This window comes from Pedobacter jaeyakensis, from assembly GCF_054461315.1.
The window spans coordinates 796,831-822,110 of record NZ_CM136921.1 but is presented as its reverse complement, the minus strand read 5'-3'; the positions used below and the strand labels follow the sequence as shown (position 1 = coordinate 822,110).

At 41.5% G+C, this 25,280-nt stretch carries 24 protein-coding genes; 8 read left to right on the top strand and 16 right to left on the bottom strand.

Features of this window, described 5'->3' with window-relative positions; genetic code table 11:
• Position 1: 1 nt before the first annotated feature.
• From ACXZ1K_RS03775 to ACXZ1K_RS03755, 5 genes are all read right to left on the bottom strand, one after another.
• A complete protein-coding gene (locus tag ACXZ1K_RS03775; RefSeq protein WP_458972048.1) occupies positions 2–1,447 on the bottom strand; it encodes a two-component system sensor histidine kinase NtrB in 1,446 nt (481 codons plus the stop codon).
• Between the two features lies 1 nt (position 1,448).
• Positions 1,449–3,083 carry a sensor histidine kinase gene (locus tag ACXZ1K_RS03770; protein ID WP_458972047.1) on the bottom strand — a complete coding sequence of 545 codons (1,635 nt, stop codon included), beginning with the start codon at positions 3,081–3,083 and terminating at the stop codon, positions 1,449–1,451.
• A complete protein-coding gene (locus ACXZ1K_RS03765; protein WP_458972046.1) occupies positions 3,083–4,483 on the bottom strand; it encodes a sigma-54-dependent transcriptional regulator in 1,401 nt (466 codons plus the stop codon). The genes ACXZ1K_RS03770 and ACXZ1K_RS03765 overlap by 1 nt, the downstream gene beginning before the upstream one ends.
• A 75-nt stretch (positions 4,484–4,558) precedes the next feature.
• Positions 4,559–5,341 (bottom strand): enoyl-CoA hydratase/isomerase family protein, encoded by a 783-nt coding sequence (locus ACXZ1K_RS03760; RefSeq protein ID WP_458972045.1) that lies wholly within the window; start codon positions 5,339–5,341, stop codon positions 4,559–4,561.
• A gap of 2 nt (positions 5,342–5,343) precedes the next feature.
• Positions 5,344–5,763, bottom strand: coding sequence for a cobalamin B12-binding domain-containing protein (locus ACXZ1K_RS03755; protein WP_458972044.1), 420 nt, complete (start codon positions 5,761–5,763; stop codon positions 5,344–5,346).
• A 76-nt stretch (positions 5,764–5,839) separates the two neighbouring features.
• Here ACXZ1K_RS03755 and ACXZ1K_RS03750 point away from each other — a divergent pair, with 76 nt between their 5' ends.
• On the top strand, positions 5,840–7,501 hold the full coding sequence (locus ACXZ1K_RS03750; protein WP_458972043.1) for a glutamine--tRNA ligase/YqeY domain fusion protein: 1,662 nt from the start codon (positions 5,840–5,842) through the stop codon (positions 7,499–7,501).
• Between the two features lie 8 nt (positions 7,502–7,509).
• Here the strand turns inward: ACXZ1K_RS03750 and ACXZ1K_RS03745 are convergent, their stop codons facing one another.
• Positions 7,510–8,343, bottom strand: a complete 834-nt coding sequence (locus ACXZ1K_RS03745) for an N-acetylmuramoyl-L-alanine amidase (protein ID WP_458972042.1) — start codon at positions 8,341–8,343, stop codon at positions 7,510–7,512.
• A 74-nt stretch (positions 8,344–8,417) separates the two neighbouring features.
• Here ACXZ1K_RS03745 and ACXZ1K_RS03740 point away from each other — a divergent pair, with 74 nt between their 5' ends.
• Positions 8,418–10,097, top strand: coding sequence for a dipeptidyl-peptidase 3 family protein (locus ACXZ1K_RS03740; protein ID WP_458972041.1), 1,680 nt, complete (start codon positions 8,418–8,420; stop codon positions 10,095–10,097).
• Positions 10,098–10,103: 6 nt separating this feature from the next.
• Here the strand turns inward: ACXZ1K_RS03740 and ACXZ1K_RS03735 are convergent, their stop codons facing one another.
• The 8 genes from ACXZ1K_RS03735 to gltX all read right to left on the bottom strand — a co-directional run bounded on the left by ACXZ1K_RS03735 (position 10,104) and on the right by gltX (position 19,498).
• Entirely contained in the window at positions 10,104–10,466 is a 363-nt protein-coding gene (locus tag ACXZ1K_RS03735; RefSeq protein ID WP_458972040.1) for a response regulator, read from the bottom strand.
• Positions 10,467–10,506: 40 nt separating this feature from the next.
• On the bottom strand, positions 10,507–11,073 hold the full coding sequence (locus ACXZ1K_RS03730; protein ID WP_458972039.1) for a chemotaxis protein CheB: 567 nt from the start codon (positions 11,071–11,073) through the stop codon (positions 10,507–10,509).
• Positions 11,070–11,894 carry a CheR family methyltransferase gene (locus ACXZ1K_RS03725; protein ID WP_458973229.1) on the bottom strand — a complete coding sequence of 275 codons (825 nt, stop codon included), beginning with the start codon at positions 11,892–11,894 and terminating at the stop codon, positions 11,070–11,072. The genes ACXZ1K_RS03730 and ACXZ1K_RS03725 overlap by 4 nt, the downstream gene beginning before the upstream one ends.
• Positions 11,894–12,262: a response regulator gene (locus ACXZ1K_RS03720; protein WP_458972038.1), complete on the bottom strand. Its 369-nt coding sequence runs from the start codon at positions 12,260–12,262 to the stop codon at positions 11,894–11,896. Before ACXZ1K_RS03720 ends, ACXZ1K_RS03725 begins: the two co-directional genes overlap by 1 nt.
• A gap of 1 nt (position 12,263) precedes the next feature.
• The gene (locus ACXZ1K_RS03715) at positions 12,264–15,848 is read right to left on the bottom strand and encodes a response regulator (protein ID WP_458972037.1); all 3,585 of its coding nucleotides are present in this window, start codon (positions 15,846–15,848) and stop codon (positions 12,264–12,266) included.
• 12 nt (positions 15,849–15,860) lie between these two features.
• On the bottom strand, positions 15,861–16,985 hold the full coding sequence (locus ACXZ1K_RS03710; protein WP_458972036.1) for a hybrid sensor histidine kinase/response regulator: 1,125 nt from the start codon (positions 16,983–16,985) through the stop codon (positions 15,861–15,863).
• Positions 16,986–17,079: 94 nt separating this feature from the next.
• Positions 17,080–17,919, bottom strand: a complete 840-nt coding sequence (gene ypfJ / locus ACXZ1K_RS03705; protein WP_458972035.1) for a KPN_02809 family neutral zinc metallopeptidase — start codon at positions 17,917–17,919, stop codon at positions 17,080–17,082.
• Positions 17,920–17,986: 67 nt separating this feature from the next.
• Positions 17,987–19,498, bottom strand: a complete 1,512-nt coding sequence (gene gltX, locus ACXZ1K_RS03700) for a glutamate--tRNA ligase (protein ID WP_458972034.1) — start codon at positions 19,496–19,498, stop codon at positions 17,987–17,989.
• Positions 19,499–19,544: 46 nt separating this feature from the next.
• Here gltX and ACXZ1K_RS03695 point away from each other — a divergent pair, with 46 nt between their 5' ends.
• Positions 19,545–20,765 (top strand): sensor histidine kinase, encoded by a 1,221-nt coding sequence (locus tag ACXZ1K_RS03695; RefSeq protein ID WP_458972033.1) that lies wholly within the window; start codon positions 19,545–19,547, stop codon positions 20,763–20,765.
• Positions 20,746–21,252: a DinB family protein gene (locus ACXZ1K_RS03690; RefSeq protein ID WP_458972032.1), complete on the top strand. Its 507-nt coding sequence runs from the start codon at positions 20,746–20,748 to the stop codon at positions 21,250–21,252. The genes ACXZ1K_RS03695 and ACXZ1K_RS03690 overlap by 20 nt, the downstream gene beginning before the upstream one ends.
• A gap of 4 nt (positions 21,253–21,256) precedes the next feature.
• Here ACXZ1K_RS03690 and ACXZ1K_RS03685 read toward each other — a convergent pair whose 3' ends face one another.
• Positions 21,257–21,652, bottom strand: coding sequence for a VOC family protein (locus tag ACXZ1K_RS03685; protein WP_458972031.1), 396 nt, complete (start codon positions 21,650–21,652; stop codon positions 21,257–21,259).
• 331 nt (positions 21,653–21,983) lie between these two features.
• Between ACXZ1K_RS03685 and ACXZ1K_RS03680 the strand changes: the two genes are divergently transcribed.
• Both ACXZ1K_RS03680 and ACXZ1K_RS03675 read left to right on the top strand, forming a co-directional pair.
• Entirely contained in the window at positions 21,984–22,166 is a 183-nt protein-coding gene (locus tag ACXZ1K_RS03680; protein WP_458972030.1) for a hypothetical protein, read from the top strand.
• Positions 22,167–22,188: 22 nt separating this feature from the next.
• Entirely contained in the window at positions 22,189–22,737 is a 549-nt protein-coding gene (locus ACXZ1K_RS03675) for a DUF2911 domain-containing protein (protein ID WP_458972029.1), read from the top strand.
• 79 nt (positions 22,738–22,816) lie between these two features.
• Here the strand turns inward: ACXZ1K_RS03675 and ACXZ1K_RS03670 are convergent, their stop codons facing one another.
• Positions 22,817–23,143, bottom strand: a complete 327-nt coding sequence (locus ACXZ1K_RS03670; RefSeq protein ID WP_458972028.1) for a DMT family transporter — start codon at positions 23,141–23,143, stop codon at positions 22,817–22,819.
• Between the two features lie 187 nt (positions 23,144–23,330).
• Here ACXZ1K_RS03670 and ACXZ1K_RS03665 point away from each other — a divergent pair, with 187 nt between their 5' ends.
• Both ACXZ1K_RS03665 and ACXZ1K_RS03660 read left to right on the top strand, forming a co-directional pair.
• Entirely contained in the window at positions 23,331–23,951 is a 621-nt protein-coding gene (locus ACXZ1K_RS03665) for a TetR/AcrR family transcriptional regulator (protein ID WP_458972027.1), read from the top strand.
• Positions 23,948–25,264 carry a TolC family protein gene (locus ACXZ1K_RS03660; protein WP_458972026.1) on the top strand — a complete coding sequence of 439 codons (1,317 nt, stop codon included), beginning with the start codon at positions 23,948–23,950 and terminating at the stop codon, positions 25,262–25,264. Before ACXZ1K_RS03665 ends, ACXZ1K_RS03660 begins: the two co-directional genes overlap by 4 nt.
• The last annotated feature ends 16 nt before the right edge of the window (positions 25,265–25,280 follow it).

The window sequence follows — 25,280 nt, the reverse complement described above, 5'->3', positions numbered from 1 at the left end:
ATTACCCCTCCTTTCCCAGGGGCAGCTGGAGTAAAAATAAACTTCCTCTACCCAGTTGCTTCACTACAATATTGCCTTCGTGACTGGTCACAACCCTTTGAGCATGTGTCAATCCAAGTCCTAAAGCGCGTTGCCTGGTGGTAAAAAAAGGTTCAAAGATTCTGCTTTTTAAATCAGAATCAATACCAGTGCCATTATCCTCAATTCCTATGGTATAAATACCATTTTCAATCATGGAACTAATGTAAATATACTTCGGATAGCTATCTGTGGCTTCTACCGCATTCTGTACGATGTTTAAAATGGCCCGCTTAATTTTAGGTCTATCTAATAACATTACCACATCAGTATCAATTAACTGTTTGCTAAGCTGAACATTTTGTCCGGCAATTAAGTCTTCAGCTGCATCAAGAGATTCATTGATTACGTCTCTTATGGAATGCATCTGAAGATTGAGACTTTTTGTTTCAGTGCTAGATATAAAGTTCCTGATTACCCTGTTGATCTTATCGCAATTGCTCTTAATGATTTCTATGTAGGATTGGGCTGATTCATTTGAAACGATGCCTTCTTCTGCGCTGAGTTCATCAAGTGCCAGGTTTACCGTAGATAAAGGATCTCTAACCTCTTCTCCCAGACTACCTGCAATGTGCTCTGATACAGACATCTTACCAAGGTGTACAGATTCCTGCTCTTTACCTTTTCTGTAACTAAGATCCTTAATCATGGTATGGCTTACCTCAGATACCCGTTTCATATCTGTATAAATAAAAGAAGAAAGGCTACAATGGAACTCTTCTCCACTCTTGGAACACAGGACACACTCAAAATCAGTCAGTATTCCTTTCTGATCCAGTAGATCGATAAACCTGACCGCATCTTCCGGATACTTAAACAACATGCTATACTTATGATCAATGACCTCCTCTGGCAGATATCCGAAATAATTTAACCCCCCGGGATTCATGTTCAGTATCACTCCGTCATGGTCCGTCACCATAATCGGGTCGTTTGCTTTTTCAAAGATTGTTCTATACCGTGATTCGCTGGTTTGGAGCGACTTCAAAACATCGCTGTGTTTAATCGCGTAGCGAATGCTCCTTTCCAATAACGATGGGCTAAGTTCATCTTTTACTAAATAATCAGCAGCTCCTGTGTTCATCGCCTCTTCGTCTATACTTGAACTTCCTTTACCGGTAAGCATAATAATGGGTTGTTCACAGCCAGAATTGATGGCTTCTGTAAGCAATTCAATTCCTGTACCGTTACCCAGTCTATAATCCAATAGATAAACATCGAATTGACATTTCCGCATTGCGCTGATACCCTTGCCATAGGCGTCAACCCAAGACAATTGGTAAAAAGAGGAAAGCTGTTCAAATAGCGCTTTTGTTAAAATATAATCTTCCTCGTCATCGTCAATCAACAATACCCTTACTAATTTCATTTCAATTTTTATTTTTTTTTATGGGCAAAACAACCTTAAAAGTAGCGCCTTCCCCCTTCACCCCTTTCGCTACAATAAACCCGGCATGATTTTCTGCAATCCGCTTGCAGAGCGCCAGCCCAATTCCAGTACCATCGTAATCTACTCTCGACGTAAGCCGCTGAAACACATCAAAAATCTTAATCGCTTCTGAGTCTTCAAATCCTATTCCATTATCTGATACTTCAACGATGCAGTATTGCTGTGATGGCAGGGCCTCAGACCATTCAAGTTCATGTCCGTATGTCAACATAGTCCGCACCTCTATTATTGGTTGCTCGTGTTTATTAAATTTTAGTGAATTACTGAGCAAATTTATAAATAACTGGGTCAATTGCGATTCCATACCATCTATCAGCTGCTGAACGTCAACTTTTACAACTGCGCTCTTTAATTCGATCAGGTGATCCAATTCGTGTATGCTGTGATTGAGCACATCTTTTAACTCAACTTGGGTAAATGCCTTCTGTTCACGACCAACCTTCGAGAAGGTCAGCAAGTCATCTACTAACTTTCGCATCCGCTCAGATGCACCATGTATCCGGTTCAAATAATCCATTGCCCCACTGTCAATAACCCCTGATAGACTTTCTTTCAGGAGGTTGCCGAAGGCCTGAATCTTTCTTAATGGTTCCTGTAAATCGTGCGAAGCCACATAAGCAAATTGCTCTAAATCTTTATTTGACCTGCTCAGTTCAATCATTTTTTCATCCAGTTGTACCTGGGCTTCTCTAAGTTCGGTTACATCCTGGGTGTTTCCAATGTAAGCATATTGATCATTCAGACTAATTCTCCTGTATTCGGCTGTAGACAGTATGTGCTTCACCTTTCCATTTGGCTCAATAATCCGATAGTTTATTTTGAAAGACTGCTTCCTATCCACCGCATTTTTACATGCAGATAAAAATATTTCACGGTCATCTTCATGGACAAGGGTAATATAAAACTGAAAGTTGATAAATACGGAGTGGGGAAGATATCCGTGGATACGGTACATTTCATCTGACCATAAGATGAATTCTGTGCCTTCACGCCATTCCCAACTACCACTATGAGAAACTGTTTCTGCTTCTCTGAGCAAAGATTCATTTATCTTTAACTTCAGAACTGCTTCCTTAAGCTCCGTAATATCTTGAATTGTGCCTACTAGCTTAGCCTCTCGTTCAATATAATAGCCTTGTCCAAGCACATACTTTCTCAACCCGGAAGGCAGCAAGACCTGATATTCAACGGCAAAGGAAGTATTGTTTTCAATTGCCTTATTGATTTCCTTACTTACCTTTTCCCGGTATTCCGGAGCAATCACTTGCTGATTTATTTCCAGGTTGGGAACAAAATTGTTATCCTGAAATCCGTAGATCTTATAAAGCTCTGCAGACCAGCTGATCTGGTTAGTGCCTGCTATAATTTCCCAGGTACCTAATTGAGAAATTTGCTCTGCGCGACTAAGGAGCTCCTGTTTCTCAGAAATCTTTCTGTTGATGATTGTTAGTTCCTTAACCTCATACTTTAGCTTATCAATTGCTGTTGTTTTCTTTAAAAGGCAATATCCCAATATAATTGATGAAATAAAGAAGATAACAACAGCAGTTAACACTAGGTATCCAGATTAATGGCTCTCATTTTATTATATAACGTTTTGCGATCAATATTAAGGATTTTAGCCGCTTTAGTCTTATTAAAGTTTACCTCCCGCAGCACTTTTAAGATCGTATCATACTCTGCTTCCAATGCCGCATTCTTTAAATCCCTTGGCTTCTCAGCCCGTACAATTGAGTTTTCAATTGCCGAAGCTTTAGCATAAGTAGAGATCTCCAGAGGAAGTGCTTTGAGTTGTATTTCCTGAGTTTCTGTAAGCAGTGTTGCTCTTCTTACCACATTCTTTAGCTCTCTAACATTTCCCGGCCAGTTATAAGTAAGAAAACACTCTACAACTTCGTCCGAAAAGCCCTGGACACTCCTGCTCAGTTCCTGGTTGGCAAAATTTAAAAAAGTATTGGCAAATACCATAATATCCTTACCCCTGTAACTGAGTGGCGGCAAATCAATAGAAAATTCATTGAACCGATGGTAAAGGTCTTCCCTAAATTTTCCTTTTTGGATGGCGTGCCCCAGATTTTCATTTGTTGCTACAATAATGCGAACATCCAAATCAATCTCCTTGGTACTTCCAATTCGTTTTATTTTTCGCTCCTGTACAGTCCTCAATAGCGCGGCTTGTATTTCGTATGAAAGGTTACCCACTTCATCAAGAAACAAGGTACCCCCATTGGCCATCTCAAAGTGTCCTATCTTGGTATACAGCGCACCTGTAAAAGAGCCCTTTTCATGCCCAAAAAATTCACTTCCTGCAAGTTCTTTAGTGAGCGATCCGCAATCCATTGCAATAAATGGATTGTCTTTTCTTGGACTATTGAGGTGTATTGCCTTCGCCACGGATTCTTTACCGGTACCGCTTTCGCCAGTTAAGATAACACTATATGAAGTTGGAGCAACAAGCTGAATTTGTTTTAAAAGTTCCTTAGAGGCTGGGCTCTGACCGGCTACAAAATTATCAGCCTGTACGTAGCTCTGTTTTGCTGCCTTTTGTTTAGGTGCTTCGTTTACGGTATCGTTTAAATTGGTATTTAGGGCAATTTGAGTCTCAATCGCTTTATTTATGGTATTTAATATTTCATCCGGGTAAAGTGGCTTCGTGATATAATCGTAAGCGCCAAGCTTAATGAGCTCAACAGCAAGTTTAATGTCCGAATATCCCGTTATAATGATTACGCCGGTACCGGGAGAACGTTCTTTAATTTTAATCAACATCTCTTTCCCGTCAGTATCCTCCAGTCGATAATCGCAAAGCACCAAATCGTATGTCTCTTTAGCGAGATATTCCAAGGCACTTAATCCACTTGTTGCGGTAGAAACAATAAAGGAATTTCTGGTTAAAAATTTGGATAGCAGTAGGCCGATGTTTACTTCATCGTCAACAATTAATATTTTTCTCATATAACAAATAGGCTGAGGCTCAATTAGGAAATAAATATAATGAAGTTATTTTTATTATGGGTAATATTTTCTACACTATTTACCAAGAAATGAAGGTTGCCTTTTCTCCAGAAATGCTGCAACCCCCTCTTTGAAGTCGGCCGTACCAAAGCACTTACCAAATTCATTGATCTCGATATCATACCCATTAACCCCTGTTTCTCCAGCCGCGTTAACAGATCTGATTGCCGCTGCTAAAGCTAGAGGGGCTCTTAGCTTTATTTTATTCAACAGATCTTCTGCTTTTGAAAAAAGCTGTTCCTGTGGCACTACATAATTTACCAACCCTATTTGTTCTGCTCTTGCTGCTGTTATGGCTTCGGCAGTTACGATCATTTCAATTGCTCTGCCTTTTCCAATAAGTGCCGTAAGACGCTGTGTGCCACCATATCCAGGAATCAAACCCAGCGTAACTTCGGGTAAGCCAAGCCTGGCGTTGTCTGATGCGATCCTGATGTGACAGGCCATGGCAAGTTCCAATCCACCGCCCAGCGCCCAGCCATTTACAGCTGCTATAACCGGCTTACTACAGTTCTCGATGGCGTTAAAAACCATTTCTTGTCCACCTCTGGCCAATGCTTCGCCTTGTTGTTGATTAAAGCTGGAAAACTCTGAAATATCCGCACCTGCCACAAAAGCCTTGTGTCCGGAACCTGTAATCAATACGCATCTTACTTCTTCGTTTTCCTCTGCAAACCGAATGGCGGCGGCAAGCTCACTCAAAGTTGCTTTATTCAACGCGTTTAATTTAAGCTCACGATTTATCGTAATGTAGAGGACCTGATCCTTTACGATTGATAGAATGTGCTGATATTCCATATCTAAAAATTTCTGTTTTCCGTAACCCAGGCAGTGATATAGGCCACAATGGTATTCATTGTTGTTCCGGGGGTAAATAAATGCCCAACTCCTATCTCGTTTAACTTCTTGATATCTGCATCGGGTATAATTCCGCCTCCAGTAAGCAATACATTGCTGAGTTTTTTTTGTTTCATTACCTCAATAATTTTCGGAAACACCGTCATATGTGCGCCGGAAAGTATGGAAACCCCGATGGCATCCACGTCTTCCTGTAATGCCGCATTCACCACCATTTCTGGCGTTTGCCGCAATCCGGTATAAATCACTTCCATTCCGGCATCCCTTAAGGAGGTAGCTATTACTTTGGCCCCGCGGTCGTGTCCATCTAATCCTACTTTTGCGACCAAAACGCGAATTGGCCTGTTTAAAGTATTACCCATAATTATACTTAGTACATGGTAAATGTAAGTAAATTAGCCGTTTTATGTTAACTTTGGGAACCTATTTTATTGATTTATGAGTGAAGAAAAGTCGTTGAACTTTATTGAGGAGATCATAGAGAACGATCTGAATACGGGTAAATACGAGACCCTGATTACACGTTTCCCCCCGGAACCTAATGGTTATTTGCACATCGGGCATGCAAAAGCAATCTGCCTGAACTTTGGCCTGACCAAAAAATATGGCGGTTATACCAACCTGAGATTTGATGACACCAACCCTGTCACTGAAAAAACAGAATATGTGGATAGTCAGCAGGAAGATATTAAATGGCTGGGTTTTCAATGGAAGAACGAACTATATACTTCAGATTACTTCGATACACTATATGAATATGCCGTTAAGCTGATTACGGATGGCTTGGCTTATGTAGACCATAGTTCAGCAGAAGATATTGCTGCATTGAAAGGAACACCCACAGAACCCGGCAAAGACAGCGCGTTCAGGAATAGAAGTATTGAAGAAAACCTCGCTTTGTTTGCTGAAATGAAAGGTGGATCTCTGGAAGACGGGGCCTGTACCTTGCGTGCAAAAATTGATATGGCAAGCACCAACATGTTAATGCGGGATCCGATTATCTATCGCATTAAACATGCTGCACACCATAGGACAGGCGACAAATGGTGCATCTATCCGATGTATGACTTTGCTCATGGGCAAAGCGACAGCATTGAGACCATTACGCACTCCATTTGTACACTTGAATATGTATCGCACCGGGAATTGTACGACTGGTTTATTGAGAAACTGGGAATCTTCCCATCAAAGCAATATGAATTTGCGCGCCTGAATCTTTCTTACACGGTAATGAGCAAGCGAAAACTGCTGCAATTGGTTAACGAAGGTGTAGTTAGTGGCTGGGACGATCCACGGATGCCGACGATTAGCGGACTTCGCAGAAGAGGTTACACGCCGGAAAGCATCAGAGAATTTTGTGAAAGAATTGGAATAGCGAAACGTGAAAATGTAATAGAGCTTAGCTTACTGGAGTTTTGTGTAAGAGAACACCTCAACAAAACGGCAACCAGGGTAATGGCGGTATTGGACCCCATTAAACTAGTGATCAACAATTACCCTGAAGGTCAGGAAGAGATCCTCATTGGTGAAAATAATCCAGAGGCTGAAGATAAAGGTGGCTCCAGAGAGATTCCTTTCAGTAATGAGCTGTGGATTGAGCGGGAAGACTTCATGGAAGAGCCTGCAAAGAAATGGTTTCGCCTGGCACCAGGAGCTGTAGTAAGACTAAAACATGCTTATATCGTTAAATGCGAAGGTTTTGAAAAAGATAGTGAAGGTAATGTAACGCAGATCAACTGTTCATATATTCCAGAATCAAAAAGCGGTGAAGATACGAGCGGTATCAACGTAAAAGGAACCATCCATTGGGTGAGCAGTAAGCACGCTAAGACAGCGGAAATCAGAATGTACGATCGCCTGTTTACAGTCGAGTCTCCTGATGCTGAAGAAGGTGATTTCAAAGATTATCTAAACCCAAACAGTATGGAAGTGATTAGCAGGGCTTATATTGAGCCTTTCCTGGAAACTGCTGATCATGAAGGACGTTACCAGTTTATCAGAAAGGGATACTATACGTTAGACAAACAATCTTCTGCAGGAAACTTAATTTTTAACCGCACAGTTTCTTTAAAAGATGCCTGGGCAAAATCAAATAAATAGCCCATTTACTACAAATATTTTTTGTAGAGATTAAATAAAATCAGCTTATCTGCAGGGGTCAGTACCGGCGTAATGTCGGTTTGCACAAAATGACGTTTAAAAGCCACGATCGCTGCAGATAAGTTACTGATGTCGTAACCCATTATCCTTAGCGCCAGCTTTGTATCAAAATCTGCTGGTGGCATGTTCAAGATATCATCATACCACAATCCAAATCCCTTTTTGGCAAGCAGTTTCCACGGAAAATCATGTGGATCGGGCTTCCTGCTTGGCGCAATATCTGAGTGACCGATAAAGTTGGCAGTTGGGATTTTATAGCGCTTCTTCAATGTGGCCAAAACTTTGATCACGCTTTGAATTTGTGCAGCGCTGTAAGGTTCAAAACCATCGTTATCGATCTCAATCCCGATAGAGGAAGAATTGATATCTGTATCATTACCCCATTTTCCGATTCCCGCATGATGCGCACGTAAATAATCGTTCACCATCTGGACAACCTTGCCATCCCTTCCAACTACATAGTGAGCACTAACTTCACTTTGCCCCTTTACTGTAAAGGTTTTAATGGTCTGATCAGTAGATTTCTGGGCGGTATGATGTAAGATCACAAAATTCGGCTTCCTTATACCGAAGTTTATAGAGCCCACCCACAGTTGAGAATCGACAGCAAAAGAGTCAACCCCCTGAGTTAATGGAGGTGTAGATCCAATGGTTTTGGCAAAGCCTTTTGCCTGTGTTTTATAAATCTTATTAGTGGCAGCATATTTGTTCGTAGAACAAGACGCCAAGACATGTAGTAAAAGAACCAAAACAGCAATAGCGGGTGAATTTCCAGTTTTCATGACGGTAGGTTTGAAAACTGTGAAATTACTATTTTTTACTACTTTTAGGCGCAAATAATCGATACAATATCACTATGACATTTTCTACTTCCGCTCGTTTATTTATGGCAGGCCTTGCTACTGTAGCAAGTATCGCCTCCTGCAATCAACCTAAAACCAAGTCTGCCACAAATAGTAAGCCTGCATCTGGCAAAGACAGTCTGGAACGTTATGTAGACGAAAGGCTGGATATTTATGAAAAGGTAAAACTGAGCACCAATGTGAACGAATTGAGCTCCAGCGAGCGGGAAATATTGCCGCTTTTGATACAGGCAGCTCAAATAATGGATGATATCTATTGGAAACAAGTCTATCCGCAGCGCGACAGCTTATTGAACACAATCAAGGATGAAAAGACCAAATCTTTTGTATGGATAAATTATGGCCCGTGGGACAGGTTAAATGGCGACAAGCCATTTGTAGCAGGGATTGGTCCGAAGCCAGACGCCCTTAATTTCTACCCGGCGGGAATGACCAAAGATGCCCTAAAGAATTCTGATGTAAAAGATAAATATGGTTTATACTCTGTGATCAGGGAAGAACAGCCAGGCAAATACATGTCCGTTCCTTACCACATTATTTATGCTACAGAGCTACAAAAAGCATCAGCATTATTGAAACAGGCTGCCCTACTGGCTGAAGACGCCGGATTTAAAAAGTACCTAAACCTACGCGCTGATGCCTTGATATCCGACAACTATACCGCAAGTGACTACGCCTGGCTTGACATGAAGACGAATACGCTCGACATCATACTGGGCCCGATTGAAAACTACGAGGACAAGCTTTTGAATGCCCGGGCTTCTTACGAAGCTTATGTTCTGGTGAAAGACAAGGTCTGGAGTAAGAGGCTGGCAAAATACGTAAGCATGTTACCAGAACTGCAACGTGGTTTGCCAGTTGAAGCAAAGTATAAAAAGGAAAAGCCAGGTACCGATTCTGAGCTTAATGCCTATGATGTGATCTATTATGCTGGGGATTGTAATGCGGGTTCCAAAACCATTGCGGTTAACTTGCCCAACGATGAGCTGATCCAGCAGAAAAAAGGAACGAGGCGTTCTCAATTAAAGAATGCAATGAAGGCTAAATTTGACAAAATTCTTGTTCCCATTGCCAAAGAATTGATTGATGCAGAGCAACAACAATACATCAACTTTGATGCTTTCTTTGCCAATGTGATGTTTCACGAAGTAGCGCACGGATTAGGTATCAAGAAAATCATAACAGGGAAAGGCTTCGTTAAAGAAGCACTTCAAGAACAATTCTCCTGGCTGGAAGAAGGCAAGGCAGATGTGCTAGGTTTATATATGGTAACTGGATTGCTTAAAAAAGGAGAACTGGAGGGCGACCTGAAGCAGTTTTACACTACCTACATGGCGGGTATTTTACGTTCAGTAAGATTTGGTGCAGCTAGTGCGCACGGGATGGCCAATATGCAGTGTTTCAACTTCTTTAAAGAAAACGGAGCGTTCATCAGGAATTCTAACGGAACCTATAAGGTTGATTATTTGAAATTTGAAGACTCCATGAACAAGCTGGGCAACATGATCATCACCCTGCAGGGAAATGGTAATAAAGCTGCGGTAGAAAAAGCGCAAAAGGAAAAGGCAATCATAGCTCCTGAACTGCAATCAGACCTGGATAAGCTCACAAAAAAAGGCATACCTGTTGATGTCGTATTTGAACAGGGTGTGGATGTTTTAGGTGTTAAGTAAGGAAGGTTAAGAAAGGTGTTTGGTGATGATGTCTTCCAACTCTTGTATGTCAAAAGGCTTAGATAAATAGCCATCTGCACCAGCCTCCTGAGCAAGGGATTTAACATCGTTATTGGCAGAAAAGTAGATAACAGGTATTACTTTTAAAGTATCATGCTTTTTCAGTTCCCTTGTTGCCTCAATACCACCTACATCTGGCAGCCAGTTGTCCATAAAAATAATATCCGGAGTATAACCAAGTACCTGATCAATTATATTATTAGATGTCGACGATGTTTTTATTTCATATCCTGCATCTTCTAATATAATTGTGCACAATTCCAGGATATCAGCGTTATCATCAAATACAAATACTTTCTTATTCTTCATTTAGGATAATGATTAATTTTTTTGTCAACAAACTTATAAATTATTTAAGTGAATTTATGAAATCTCCGATGTTTTCAATTCCCAATTCTTGATCTATTTCTACATGTATTTTAGCCTGGGCTGGCATATAAGCTACCTGAGCGGATTCCAGGCTTTGAATAACCACCGTTCCTCCCCAAGATTTTACACTTTTTAATCCATTTACCCCGTCAGAATTAGAGCCTGACAATAATATACAGGTGAGCTTTTCTCCATATACTTCAGCTGCTGTTTGAAAAGTAACATCGATCGAAGGCCTGGAATAATTGATTTTCTCAGAGTAATCGAGAGAGAAGGTTCGGTCACGCTCTATAAGTAAATGATAATCGGAGGGTGCAATATAAATAGTCCCGGCAGCAATAGGCTCCTTTTCATCAACTTCTTTTACCCTAAGCCTGGTTCTGCTTGACAGCAGGTCGGGCAGTAACGAATCGGTACCATGCTTGCGGTGGATCACAATAATAACCGGAAAAGTGATGTTCACATCCAGAACTGGCAGTACCTTTAAAAGTACTTCCAAACTACCGGCAGAGCCGCCAATGATCACCGCATCACATCTTCGGGTCATTTGCTCTTCCTCCAGATTTTTTGGCCGGGTACTCTTTTATAGTTCTTGGAGATACTGGAAAAATCCACCGTTTCTTTTGTACCTAAAGCCAAATAACCTAGTTCTTCCAAACTATCATCAAAAAGATTCAGCACTTTATGCTGCAAATCCCGGTCAAAATAAATCAGTACGTTACGGCAAAGGATCAGTTGAAACTCGTTAAAAGAATGATCAGATACCAGGTTATGGGTAGAAAAGATGATTTTACTTTTTAGGTCCTCATTAAATTTAGCCAGGGAATAATTTGCAGTGTAATAACTGGAAAAATCTTTTGTTCCGCCGGCAGCAATGTAGTTCTCTGAATATTGCTTCATCTGGCTCATGCCAAACATACCCTGCCCGGCCTTTTCAAGTACCGCAGGGTTTAGATCTGTAGCATATATTAAAGATTTGTGCAACAGGTTAAGTTCCTTCAAGAGAATGGAGATAGAATAGGCCTCCTCACCTGTTGAACATCCAGCCAACCAAATTCTGATAAATGGGTAAGTCCCCAATGTTGGCAATACCGCATCACGGAGGGTCTTAAAAAACACCGGATCTCTGAACATCTCGGTTACATTTACTGTAATCTGTTCTACAAACCTTTTAAAGTAAGCGTTTTCATTGTTGATCTTGTACCTAAATTCTGCAAAGCTAAGGGCTTTGTCTAAACCATATAGCCGGTTAATCCTCCGCTTTAAAGATGCTCTGGAGTAACCGGTGAAATCATAACCGTAATTCTCCAAAAGATCGGACAGCAAATGCTCTACCTGTTCATCGTCTATCTGTGTCCCTTCCAAAATCAAAGTATATATCTGGTCAACAACCCTGTTAATTCGTCCACATTAATCGGTTTAGAAACATAACCCACAGCACCCGCCTTTAGGCAGCGTTCCTTGTCGCCAACCATAGCTTGTGCCGTAACTGCAATCACAGGAATGTTCTTTAGGTCTTCAGTTCCATTGATTTCGGCAATTGCCTGATAACCATCCATACCGGGCATCATCATGTCCATCAGTACAACTGCAATTTCATTGTCCTGCTTAAGTATCGCTATACCCTCTTCACCGCCAGTAGCAGACAGGCATTTATATCCCCTTGCTTTCAATACCGCGCTTAAGGCAAAGATATTTCTGTTATCGTCGTCTATTATTAATACTTTGTTAGCCATATTACACTTTATCGTAAAGCCAAACGCGAAGTAATGAGATCAGCTGGTCAATATCAACCGGCTTGGAAATGTAATCCGAAGCACCCGCAGCTATACACTTTTCCCGGTCTCCCATCATTGCTTTCGCAGTAACAGCTAAAACAGGCAATTGTTTGTATGCAGGCATCTTCCTAATCTCTCTGGTACTCTCGTATCCATCCATTTCCGGCATCATCATGTCCATCAACACAATATCCACCATCGGATTGTCTTTTAAGATTTGAAGTGCCTCCTTTCCATCTGTAGCAGCTAAAACCTTCATCTTATGCTGTTCCAGCGCCTTCGTAAGCGAGAAAATATTACGCACATCGTCGTCCGCTATCAACACGGTTTTATTATTCAACACTTCATACAATCCGCCCAAGCGCTCAGAAGCAGGCTTCCTGTTTTTATCTATTGATTTCTCCTCTACCAGGTGAAGGAAAAGTCCGGCTTCATCCAGGATTCTCTGGTAAGAATGGGCCGTTTTTACCACGATAGAATCTGCATACTGCTTAATGCGACTTTCCTCTCCCTTAGAAAGGTTTTTTCCTGTAAAAATGATAATTGGCAGGTTTTCAAGCCCCTCGCTTTTCTTGATCGTTTCCAGGGTTTCATAAGCATTCTTATCCGGAATACCCATATCCAAAATTACGCAGTCAACTTCCTTTTTATGCAAGGCGCCTATGCCTTCTTTAACATTCCCGGCAACTTCAGTAGTAATGTTATAGTTACTCAGGAAATAACTCAGCGCTTCGGCATGCTGCTTATTTTCTTCTACAATTAAAACCTTTTTGGGATGTCTGCTTAGCGCATGCTCCAGTTTTTGAAAGATTTGCTGCATCTGCTCTAACGCAAAGGGCTTGTTGATAAAATCCACCGCCCCTTTTAATAAACTTTCTTTCTTAACTTCCAGAGAAGACATGATGTGTACCGGAATAGGCTTGGTCTCCGGGTTTGATTTTAATTCTTCCATTACCTGCCAGCCATCTTTAACAGGCAATTGGATATCCAGTAATATGGCAACTGGCTTATAATAGTTTGCCATTTCAATACCCAGATCTCCCCTCACTGCAACGATACCTTTGTAGTTTCGCTGGCGTGTAAAGTTTAACAGTATTTTAGCAAAAGAGGTATCATCTTCAATGATCAGGATCACTTTATCACCCGGCACGATATTAGGCCTGTCGTCTTCTACTTCCTGCGGAATGTGTTCTACCGTAAATCTCGGTTCAGGCACCTCTGCCTTCTTTTCGTAGTAAGCGGGCGCTGCTATGATGCGCTGATTAGGTTCTTCAACTTCAACAACAGACCCGTCTATAGGCAATGAGAAGGTAAATTCACTTCCTACATTTTCTTTACTGGTCAGTTCTATCTCTCCACCAAGCAACTTTGCCAGTTCCCTGCTGATGGAAAGGCCTAAGCCCGTTCCCCCAAACCTACGCCGTGTTGAGCCATCTGCCTGTTGAAATGCTTCAAAGATCAAACCCTGCTTATCTGCCGGAATACCTATGCCTGTATCAGATACCTGGAATACAACAGATTGATCTGCTTCTTCTTTTCTAATGGTCAGTGCAACTTTACCATGTGAAGTGAACTTGATGGCGTTGGAGAGTAGATTTTTCAAGATCTGCTCCAGCCTCATCTTGTCGGTAACCATATTGCTCACCTGCTCGTCCAGGTCAATGATCAATTCCAGATTTTTGTTTCTGGCTATTGGGTTAAATAAGGAGCGCATGTCCGTGGCCACTTCGGTCACATTAATTTCTGCAAACTCCAGCTTCATCTTTCCTGCCTCAATTTTCGACAGATCAAGAATCTCATCAATCAGACCCAGTAAGCCTTGTCCGGAGCTCTGAATTACCTCTGCATATTCAATATATTCTTCGTCCAGGTCTTTGTTTTCAGACATGAGTTTGGACAGTAAAAGTATAGAATTTAGTGGCGTGCGGAGTTCGTGCGACATGTTGGCCAGGAATTCCGACTTGTACTTGGTGCTCAGTTCCAGCTGTTCTGCCTTCTGCTGTATGTCCAGATTTCTTTCCTGTATCAGCTGGTTCTTTTCTTCTAACAGGCTGGTACGCTCTTCCAGTTCCTGGTTACTTTGCAGCAACTCTTCTTGCTGTACCCTAAGCTCCTCTTCAGATGTCTGGATTTTCTGGGTTTGGGCCTCAAGCTCTGCATTAAGGCCTTCCAACTCACTGTGTTGAGCTTGTAACTCCTCAGCTTGTGCCTGGGTTTCTTCCAGGAGTTCTTGCATGCGCTTGCGATTTTGGGCGACATGAATGGCGATACCGATGTTCTCAGAAACATTGTCTAAAAAGTCAAGCTGCAACGGCGTATAAGCTTTTAAAGAACCCAATTCAATTACCCCTACCATTATCCCATTTCTTAAGACAGGAATTGCAGCAATGCTTGTTGGAGGCGTCGAGCCTGAAGCATAGCTGATGGTCATCTCTCCCTCCGGGATTTCATCGATGATGATGGATTTACCAGATTTAACAACCTGCCCGGGTATACCTTCTCCTATTTTTAAAACTCTTCTCTTTTCAACGTCTGTTAGGGAATAACTTCCCTCCAGGTGTAGGCGCTGATCTTCTCCAAGCAGGTAGAAAGCAGCCACAGCACTCTTTGTGTGTCCCACAATATTTTCGACTACATCATTGGTAAGGACCTCCAAATTCTTCTCCCCCACCATTTTATCATTTAAACTGGCAATTCCGGCTTGTAGCCATTCTTTATCTGCCAGCAATGAAAAGGAATATTGAAGGGATTCAGCCATGGCATTTAAGGATATTGCCAAACTACCCAAACCATCTTTCTCTTTCTCATCAAGCCGTATCTGGTAGTCACCGTTAGAAATCTTGCCAGCAATATTTTGTATCACTTCTATCCTGTTATCAATCTCCTCATTCTTTTCTTCCAGCTCCTTTTGTAATTTCATTCTTATCGTGAAATCGCCGGATACTTTTCTGTAGAAGAAAAAGGTAATTAAGATCGCCAGCGCGGCAGCAATCAAGATAAGTGCAGGTGTATAGCCCGATATTTTATTCAGCTCTTCGGTTCTCGCGCTCAACAGGCGTTTTTCTTCTGCCTGCATTTTTTTGATCACATTACGAGCATCATCCATGAACACTTTGCCCCTCAGCAATTCATCTACGCTCACGCTCCCGCCACGACTCTTAATGTTTATCGTCTTTTCTATTATGCCCAGCCTGTTCTCAACGATCTCTTGTAAACGCTTCACATTCTCTTGTTGAAAAGGATTGTCAACCGTTTCTAAAGCAACCAAACTTAAAAGGTCTGCAGCATGTTCCTTGGCGCCGTTATAGGGTTCCAGAAAAACTTTATCTCCAGTTAGCAAGTATCCCCGCTGACCGGTTTCAGCATCTTTTAGTGTAGAGATCACACCATCAAGGCTGGACATCACCCTGTTGCTATGGGCTACCAGGTCGGCGCTCTTGATCAGGTTATTGATACTTGTATATGAAGCAAGTGAGGTAATAAATAATATTAATAGTGAAAGTCCTAAGCCAATTCTTAGGTTATTTTTTAAAGATGAATTCATAAAAATCTATACTTAATCTTTTTCTGGTCCTTCATTTACCGGTAGTATAAAATAAAACTCGGAGCCTTCGCCTGCCTTGCTTTTAACGCCGATCTCTCCCTTGTGACGCCTGATAATCTCAGAAGAAATATACAATCCTATACCTAATCCCTGGAAATGAATTGCCGTTTCTTCAACCCGGTAAAATTTATCAAAAACATGTTTCTGCAGTTCAGGAGCTATTCCGATACCATAGTCCCGTACGCCAAGATAAACTTTGTCGCCCATAGGTTCCACATTAATTTTTACTTCTGTAGTTCCGGGAGAATATTTTATGGCATTCGTTAAGAAATTGATAATCACTTGCTCCACCCGTGTTTCGTCTGCGTAAATTTCTTTTGAGGCCTTTCCTTTGCGGATGAGCTTAAAATCCGGGTTAGATTGGTGCATGATTTCAATAACGCTATCCAGCAATGCATTCAAATCAAAAAACTTCTTGTTGAATTTCAGCTTACCGCTTTCAATCTTGGAAATATCCAGCAAATCAGCAATCAGGTCATTCAGCTTCTCCATTTGCACTTGCGCCTTGCCCAAATGCCGTTTTACGGTTTCTATATCACCTCTGTCCAGGTTGCGCTCCAGCAATTGCATATAACCTTTTACACTGGTTAAAGGGGTTTTCAATTCATGACTGGCAATACTAATAAACTCATCCTTTTTACGCTCTGCCTGCTTTCTAAACTCAATTTCGTCTATCAGGGCTTTCTGGATCTCTATTAGTTTTCTGCTCTGTTCATAGATCCTATAAAAGGTTTTCACTTTCAGGAGCAGAATATCCATGTCTACAGGCTTGGTTATGTAATCCAATCCTCCAGAAGAGTATCCTTTAGTGATAAACTTATTTTCCGTGTTAACTGCCGATAAGAAAATAATAGCTGTTTCTTTGGCCTTACTATAGCCAGAAATCGCTTCAGCAACCTCAAAGCCGTCCATACCTGGCATTTGAACATCGAGAATGATGAGCACATATTCATTCTTAAGCACCTTTTTGAGGGCCTCCTCACCTGAGGAAGCGGTATCAACTTCAAAATTATGCCTTTCCAGAACCTTTTTTAATGAAATGAGATTCTCGGGGGTATCATCTACTATTAATATCATTCTCGAGGTATAAATGGAGCTTTAAAGTTATACAACTCTCGAGAATATTTAGGGTATAATTTCATATCATATCAAAAAATTGCAACTAACGTTATTAAAGTTCATTTGAGTTAAATGTGTCGCCTTGCTTTAGATCTCCCGTTTCAAATCCTTTTTTAAACCAGTACATGCGCTGTGCAGATGTGCCGTGGGTAAATGCATCAGGCACCACCTCACCCTGCGACTGCTTTTGCAACTTATCATCACCAATGGCATTCGCAGCATTAAGCGCTTCCTCAATGTCACCTTCTTCAAGTTTGAAATCTTTAAGGTTTTGTGCATGGTGCGCCCACATGCCAGCCAGGAAATCGGCCTGTAGTTCCAGTTTTACAGAAAGCTTATTGTATTCGGTTTCACTTACTTTTCCCCTGGCTGCATCCAGCTTTGCAGATATGCCCAGCAAGTTCTGTACATGGTGCCCAACCTCATGGGCAATCACATATGCTTGTGCAAAGTCACCCGCAGCACCAAATCGGTTCTTAAGTTCTTCATAAAAAGAAAGGTCAATGTATATCTTTCTGTCGCCCGGACAATAAAACGGACCAACAGCAGAACTCGCGCCCCCGCATGCCGATTGCACGTAATCTGTAAATAAAGTGAGTTTCTCAGGTTCCTGATAGGTAGAACCCATTTCTTTGAATTGTATTTCCCAGACCTGGTTAGTAGACTCAAAAACCCCGTCCACAAATTTACCCTCCGCATCGGTTGGGTCGCCGGTTTTTCCTTCTGTAGCCTGTCCTTCTCCAGCTGGGAGCTGACTAACGAGGCCAGTGAGGTCCTGTCCAAAAATTAATCCAATAATAACTACGATAACTCCGATGCCCCCGCCTATCGCACCGCCACTCATTCCCCTTCTATCGTCTATATTGCCACTTCCTTTACCGAACCACTGCATATAAAAATTGTTTATTTGGTATAACAATTACCTACGACAATTGTTATACCAAACTGCAATTTTTTAGCTATTGATTAAATATCTTTATCGCAGTGTGAATTCGCTCTTGAGCGATTTCCGCACCCAGCACAACGGAGATGTCAAAAACACCAGGACCAAATTTACCACCAACCAGCATTATCCTGAAAGGCAACATCAATTCGCCCGGCTTAAAATTATGGGTAGTGGCTAGGGCTTTAAATTTCTCTTCTTGTTCTGCCGCAGTTAACTCCTCACTCAGTGTTGAGGCAAATGCTTCGAAAAAAGCCGCTTTTTCGGCACTCCATTTAGACAATACCGCAGCACTATCATAGTTTTCAGGCACAGCAAAGAAATAGCCCGACTGCAGGACAAAATCAGTCAGCAGGTTACATCTGTCTTTAATCAAGTCAATCACCTTCAACAAATAAGCTTCATCGGCAACCGCAATACCCGCTGTTTCAAGCGCGGTTTTTACAGCAGGGGCTAAAGTTTTAGCATCGGCATTTTTAATCCACTCATGGTTATACCATTTTGCCTTCTCAAAATCAAACTTCGCACCAGCCTTACTGATTCTTTCAATGGAGAATTTCTCTATCAGTTCTGCCAAGGAGAAAAGTTCCTGATCGGTACCATCATTCCAGCCCAGCATCGCCAGCAGGTTTACAAAAGCTTCCGGCATAAAGCCAAGTTCTTTAAATCCGGCCGTTAAATCGCCAGTTTTAGGGTCTGTCCAATTTTGTGCATAAACAGGAAAACCTAATCTATCGCCATCACGTTTACTCAATTTACCATTACCATCGGGTTTCAAAATCAATGGCAAGTGTACCCAATTAGGCATGGTATCTTCCCATCCCAAATATCGCCACAATAAGATGTGAATTGGTGCGGAAGGTAACCATTCTTCTCCCCTAAAAATATGGGTAATTTCCATGGCTTTATCATCGGCTACTACCGCCAAATGATAAGTAGGCATTCCATCTGCCTTTAACAACACTTTATCATCTACCAGGTTGGTATCAAAACTAACATGGCCCCTAATCAAATCGGTAAAGGAAACCAATTCATCCTCAGGCATTTTTATACGCACCACATGCGGTACATTGGCCGCCAAAAGTTGAGCAACTTCCGCTTCACTTAGCGTTAGTGAATTGCGCATCTGGCTCCTGGTAGAAATTCCGTACGTAAAATTATTAACCTCCTTACGCTTGGCATCCAACTCTTCAGGGGTATCAAAAGCATAATAGGCATAACCATCGGCAATCAGCTGGTCGGCATATTGTTTGTAAGTAGCCTTTCTTTCACTCTGTCGGTATGGCCCAAAAGCGCCTCCCAATTGCGGACTTTCATCTGGTGAGATCCCGCACCACTCCAGGCAAGAGACAATGTATTCTTCGGCGCCTTCCACAAAACGGGTCTGGTCGGTATCTTCCACCCGCAGCACAAACGTGCCATTGTGCTGTTTAGCAAACAAATAATTGAACAATGCAGTGCGTACACCACCAAGGTGCAAACCGCCTGTAGGGCTTGGCGCAAATCTTACTCTTACTTTCTTTTCCATATTACTGTCCGCAAAGATATATTTTTGTAATTTGCCTACATAATCTATGAACCCTTACGAAAAAAAGCGGCGCTGGAAATTCTTTCTATTGGTATTTGCCATTGTAATAGGCGCTGCTTCTGTTTTCTACAGTGATTTTTTTGTAAAGAAGATGGAGCGCGAAGAGCGCCTGCAGTTCCAATTGTATGTTAAAGTAACGGAACAAGCCATCATGATGTATGATGATGACCGCTACACCGGCCTAATCGATCTGATCAGGGCAAATACAAAGTTACCGGTTATATTAACCGATTCTAAAGATGAGTTCCTGGCCTCTCAAGGTTTGGATTCTACCAAAACGTATTATAACATAGAAAAGAAACCCGGCATTAATTACGATCCCGATTATTTCAAACGGGAGTTGAAAAAGATGAAAAGCCAGTATCCTCCCATTCCTATCAAAAGCCTGGGACTAGATGGCTCCAACTGGTACATCTACCATAAAGATTCGCCTACACTAACTCAATTGCGTTACTTTCCATACATCCAATTGGGCGTTATTGCTTTATTTCTAATTACGGCCTATGTGGCCTTTAGTTCGGCAAGGAAAGCGGAACAAGATCAAGTATGGGTGGGTATGGCCAAAGAAACAGCACACCAATTGGGCACGCCGATATCATCCCTGATGGCCTGGGTAGAGCTCATGAAATCCCGCTTTGATGCGGAAGATGATCCCCTCATTGCAGAAATGGAGAACGACATCAAGCGGTTGGAAGTCATCACCGATCGCTTTTCTAAAATTGGATCTAAGCCTATTTTGGAAGACCATGTGGTATTTACAGTAATCCATAATTTTGTAGAATATTTCAAACTGCGCACATCTGATAAAGTAGTTTTCAGCATCACCGGTGATGAACAGGTAAGGGCTATGTTAAATGTACCGCTGTTCGATTGGGTAACTGAAAATCTATTAAAAAATGCAGCCAATGCTATTGAAAATGAGGGTAAAATCACCATTGATATCATTGAGAACCTCACTAAAGAAGAAGTCTTTATAGACGTAACAGATACCGGGAAAGGCATTGCGCGCTCTAAATTTGATGCCGTATTCCAACCCGGTTATACCACCCGGAAACGAGGATGGGGATTAGGGTTATCCCTCACCAAGAGAATAATAGACAACTACCATAGCGGAGAAATATTTGTAAAAGATTCTGAACTGGGCAAGGGCACTACTTTCCGCATCATTCTAAAAAGCAGTATCACTTATGAACCGACCGCAAACTAACGAATACCCCATCTGGGGCGAAACTTATATCAAACTTGTAGACGGCGATGTCATTGACCTACTGGAAAGGCAGGCTACAGAATTTGCTGATTTCATACACAGTTTAGAAGAGCGTGCCGATCATGCCTATGCCCCGGGAAAATGGACTATAAAAGAATTGATAGGACACATCATTGATACCGAACGCATTTTGGTTTACCGCATCACTTGCTTTGCCAGAAACGAACAACAAGCACTCCCCGGCTTTGAAGAAGATGATTATGTAGCCAATGCACATTTCTCTGACAGGAACCTGAACAGCTTTTCAGAAGAATTTTCTCTGCTTAGAAAAGCCAATTTATACCTAATTAAATCACTAACCGAAGCAGAATTGAACCGAAGCGGCACCGCATCAGGCAGACAAATTACGGTCAAAGCAATTGTTTACATCGTTGCAGGACACATCATGCACCATACAGCCATCATAAAAGAGCGATATTTAGGGTAATGGATTAATCCATCGGGTTGAAGCATATTTCCCAATAATTATTTTCAGGATCCGCAATGATCCCTCTATAACCACCCCAGAAAACATTTTCGGGCTTTTTGATAATATTTGCCGACTTCCTTTCCAATTCCATAAAGATCTCATCTGTTTCCTTAAGGGAATTGGTATTTATGGTAATGTATGATTTTGGAGCTGCGCCGGTGGCTACTTCGGGGCTGCCAATGTACCGTGCATGATCTTGATCTTTATAAATGCTGAAGATCAAACCATTTTTTAACCTGAACATTACAATCTCTGTACTTTCTGAGTGAATTTCCCAGCCAAATGTCGTAGCATAAAAGTGTTTCAGCTTAAGCAAATCGTTGGCGGCTAGGGTAATGGCATTTATTTGGGTTCTCATAATAGGGGTTCTTATTTGGTGTTCAAACTTATAAAATAGCAGCCGAATTTACCAGTCTAAATTGAAAAAGCTTCCTTCGTAATTGATTTGAGATGAGTTCTTCACAAGTTGTAGGCTTCTTCACACTTTGTTCACACCTGCTTCACACCAAACTCACAATCAGGGACTTTTTTGTGAAGAAAGCGTGTAGAAGGTCTGTATGAGGTGAGCATTTGCCTCGACTGCATCTATAGCCAGTCCTGAACTTGTCCCGACTCCGTACAAACTTACTTGATAATAATTATAAGCAAATAAAATAAATCAATATCTTTGGGCATTAAGTATTTATAAAATGACTGAACAAGAAAATAACAACAGCTTCGATTGGATTTATTATGTATTAGGCCTGGTTGCCGGAATTTTAACTACCTCAGCAATTACATTGCATTTTGGCTGGTTGCTTTTTGGAGGCCTTTTGGGTTTTATTTTCGGTGCAGTTTTTCTTAACTCGATCGTTAAAGGTCGCGAGTACTAATTTAACTTAACCCGATATAAACATGAAAAAATTAGCTTTAGTGGCAATGTTTGCCCTATTTACCATTGCAGCAAATGCTCAGGACCCTAAATTTCCTGGTTTAGATGGCAGTCCGGCAGATCTTTCTTATTTTCCTGCAAACACTACCCAAAAAAACACTCCTCCTTCTATTCGCCTGATCTATTCAAGACCTCAGAAAAAAGGCCGTGTGATATTTGGCGAGTTAGAGAAATTTGGTGCAGTATACCGTTTAGGTGCTAACGAATCTAACGAGATCACTTTTTATAAGCCAGTAGTTATTGGTGGAAAAGCAATCGCAGCAGGTTCTTATAGCTTATTTGCAATCCCTAACAAAGACAAATGGACAATGATCATCAACAGCAAAATCCATAGCTGGGGTGCTTACTCATATGATGCATCTAAAGACGTGGTAAGGACTGATGTTCCTGTTAAAACATTGGCAGCACCTGTTGAAGCATTATCTATCATATTCACAGAAGCAGCCGGTGGCGCTAACTTGGTTGTAGGATGGGACACTACATCTGTATCATTGCCTATTACCATTAAGTAGTTAAAAACATATCTTTCTGACGATATCAGAAATAGCAAAGCCGGATAAAAATATCCGGCTTTTTTGTTTCCTAACTTTTTTATGAATGTCCTTCGGCGAAGAATTTTAAGCCAAGGATAGAGCCAATTAAAGTGGTAATGAAAAATATCCTCCAGAAATTGGCGGGCTCCTGAAAATAAACAATTCCTATAATAACTGTTCCTACCGCACCGATGCCAGTCCACACTGCATAGGAGGTTCCCATCGGTAATACCTGTGTTGCTTTATTTAAGAAAAAGAAGCTAAGGCTAATGCAAATGGCGAACCCAATCGTCCATTTCAGGTTAGAGAAATTGTTAGACAGCTTAAGGCATGTGGTAAAACCAACTTCAAATAGTCCTGCGATCACTAAAATTATCCAACTCATAGTTATGTGTTTAAGCTGCAAAAGTATTAATTTTTTAATATTAGGTCTTGAATGAACCATCCGGTCACCCTGAACAACCCTTAGTGTACAATATACGCTTTGGTCAGCCATTTGTCATTAATCAATCGATTAACAAATTATACTATAATTAATCAATCGATTGATTAATTTTGTCGCACAAATGAAGATGGAAAAAGCAGATAAAAAGGCCAGCATTTTAGAAGCAGCAGAAAAGCTGTTCTCTGAACTGGGCTACGAGGGTGCTTCAACTCGTCAAATCGCGAAGGAAGCGGGGGCCAATATGGCCATGATCAATTATTACTTTGGCTCTAAAGAAGGTGTATTCTTTGAGATTATGAGCATGAGGATCAAAGATTTCGCCGATCAGTTGAGCGCCATTAGTCAGAAAGATGTGCCGATGATGGAGAAACTACTACTGGTAGTTGAGCGTTACGCAAACAGAATTCTTTGCAACCACACTTTTCATAAAATGATGCAACGGGAATTAAGCTTGCCGCAACGGCCGGAGATGTTTACCACGCTTAAGAATGCAATGATGGCAAACATGCTGATCATTGAGGACATCATCAATGATGGAATTGCGGATGGAAGCTTTAGAAAAGTGGATGTACGCATGTTGATTGCCACGGTAATGGGAACTATAAGTGCGGTGGCTACTTCACCAGCTAAAATCACCTCAGGAACAAACCTTGATATTGAAAAAACAAAAGACCGGAAAATTATTACCGAGCGACTGATTATCCATCTGAAAGAACTAGTTACAATTTACCTAACACCCCAAAAATGATACGCAATACATTAAAATTAATTCTTCCAACCCTCCTCCTTCCCGGGCTGATGTATGCCCAGGAAGTTAAAAAACTGAGCTTACCAGAAGCTATTGATCTGGGCATTGCCAATAGCAAGAACCTGAAATTAGCTCAGAGCAAAATTGATGAGGCAGTTTCCAGGCTGGCAATTGTGAAGGACAATAAACTGCCAAGTGCATCGGCTTCTTTTTTATACAACCATGCCGAGATTCCAACCAACACCTTAATTATTGGCGGAGGTGACCCTATTCATCTGCCTAAACGCGCTGATGCTTTTGTAGGTACTGCAGCCGTTGAGGAACTGATTTACGCGGGTGGTAAATTCAAGTATGCAGAGGAATCTACCAAATTGCTTACTGAGGTGGCCAAGTTGGATGCAGATAAAAACAAAGAGGAAGTAAGCTACGCGGTAATCAATACCTATTACGCACTTTACAAAGTGTTGCAGAGCAAAAAGGTAGTTGCACAAAACCTGGAGTCTATTGCCAGTCAGCTCAAACAATCGCAGCGTTTCTTTGAGCAAGGCATCGTTACTAAAAATGATGTGCTGAGGTTTCAGCTTCAGCAAGCCAACGTGACGTTGACCGACATGGAGATTGAGAACAATCGCAAAATCATCAACTATAACCTGGACATTTTGTTAGGCCTTAACGAAGGTACCAATATAGAAATCTCCGAGCCTGAAAACGGGGTTAAAGTTGCCGGTTCGCTCACTAGCTACATAGATTTAGCCATGAGCAACAGACAAGAACTTCAGCAACTGGAATTGCAAAACAAAGTTGCAGGAGTTAACATTAAAACCATTAAAGCGAATACCTTACCTACTGTAGGTGTTGGCGCAAACCTCTATTACATTAACCCAAGTGGCAGCTTTATCCCCCCGGTTAACCAGTACCTGATGCCAGTTACTGTAGGCGCTAATGTATCCTGGAACATCGGAAACCTTTGGACCAATAAGAACAAAATTTCTGAAGCCAGGATACAACAGCAAAATGTAGTGATCCAGAAAGACATCTTCTCTGATCAGGTTAAAACCGAGATCAACAAAAGCTACCAGGATTATCAGCTGGCAGTAAACAGGATTAAAGTTTTAGAAACTTCCATTGCCCAGGCTACTGAAAACGACAACCTGTTGGCGTCTAAATACAAAAACAATGTGGCCTCTGCCATCGATAGGATTGATGCGGAAACATTGTTATACCAGGCAAAAATTAACCTGGAACTGGCCAAAGCCGATGCCGGACTTGCCTATTATACTTTACTAAAATCAACAGGAAAAATAGCTAACTAATTCTCAAAACATACCA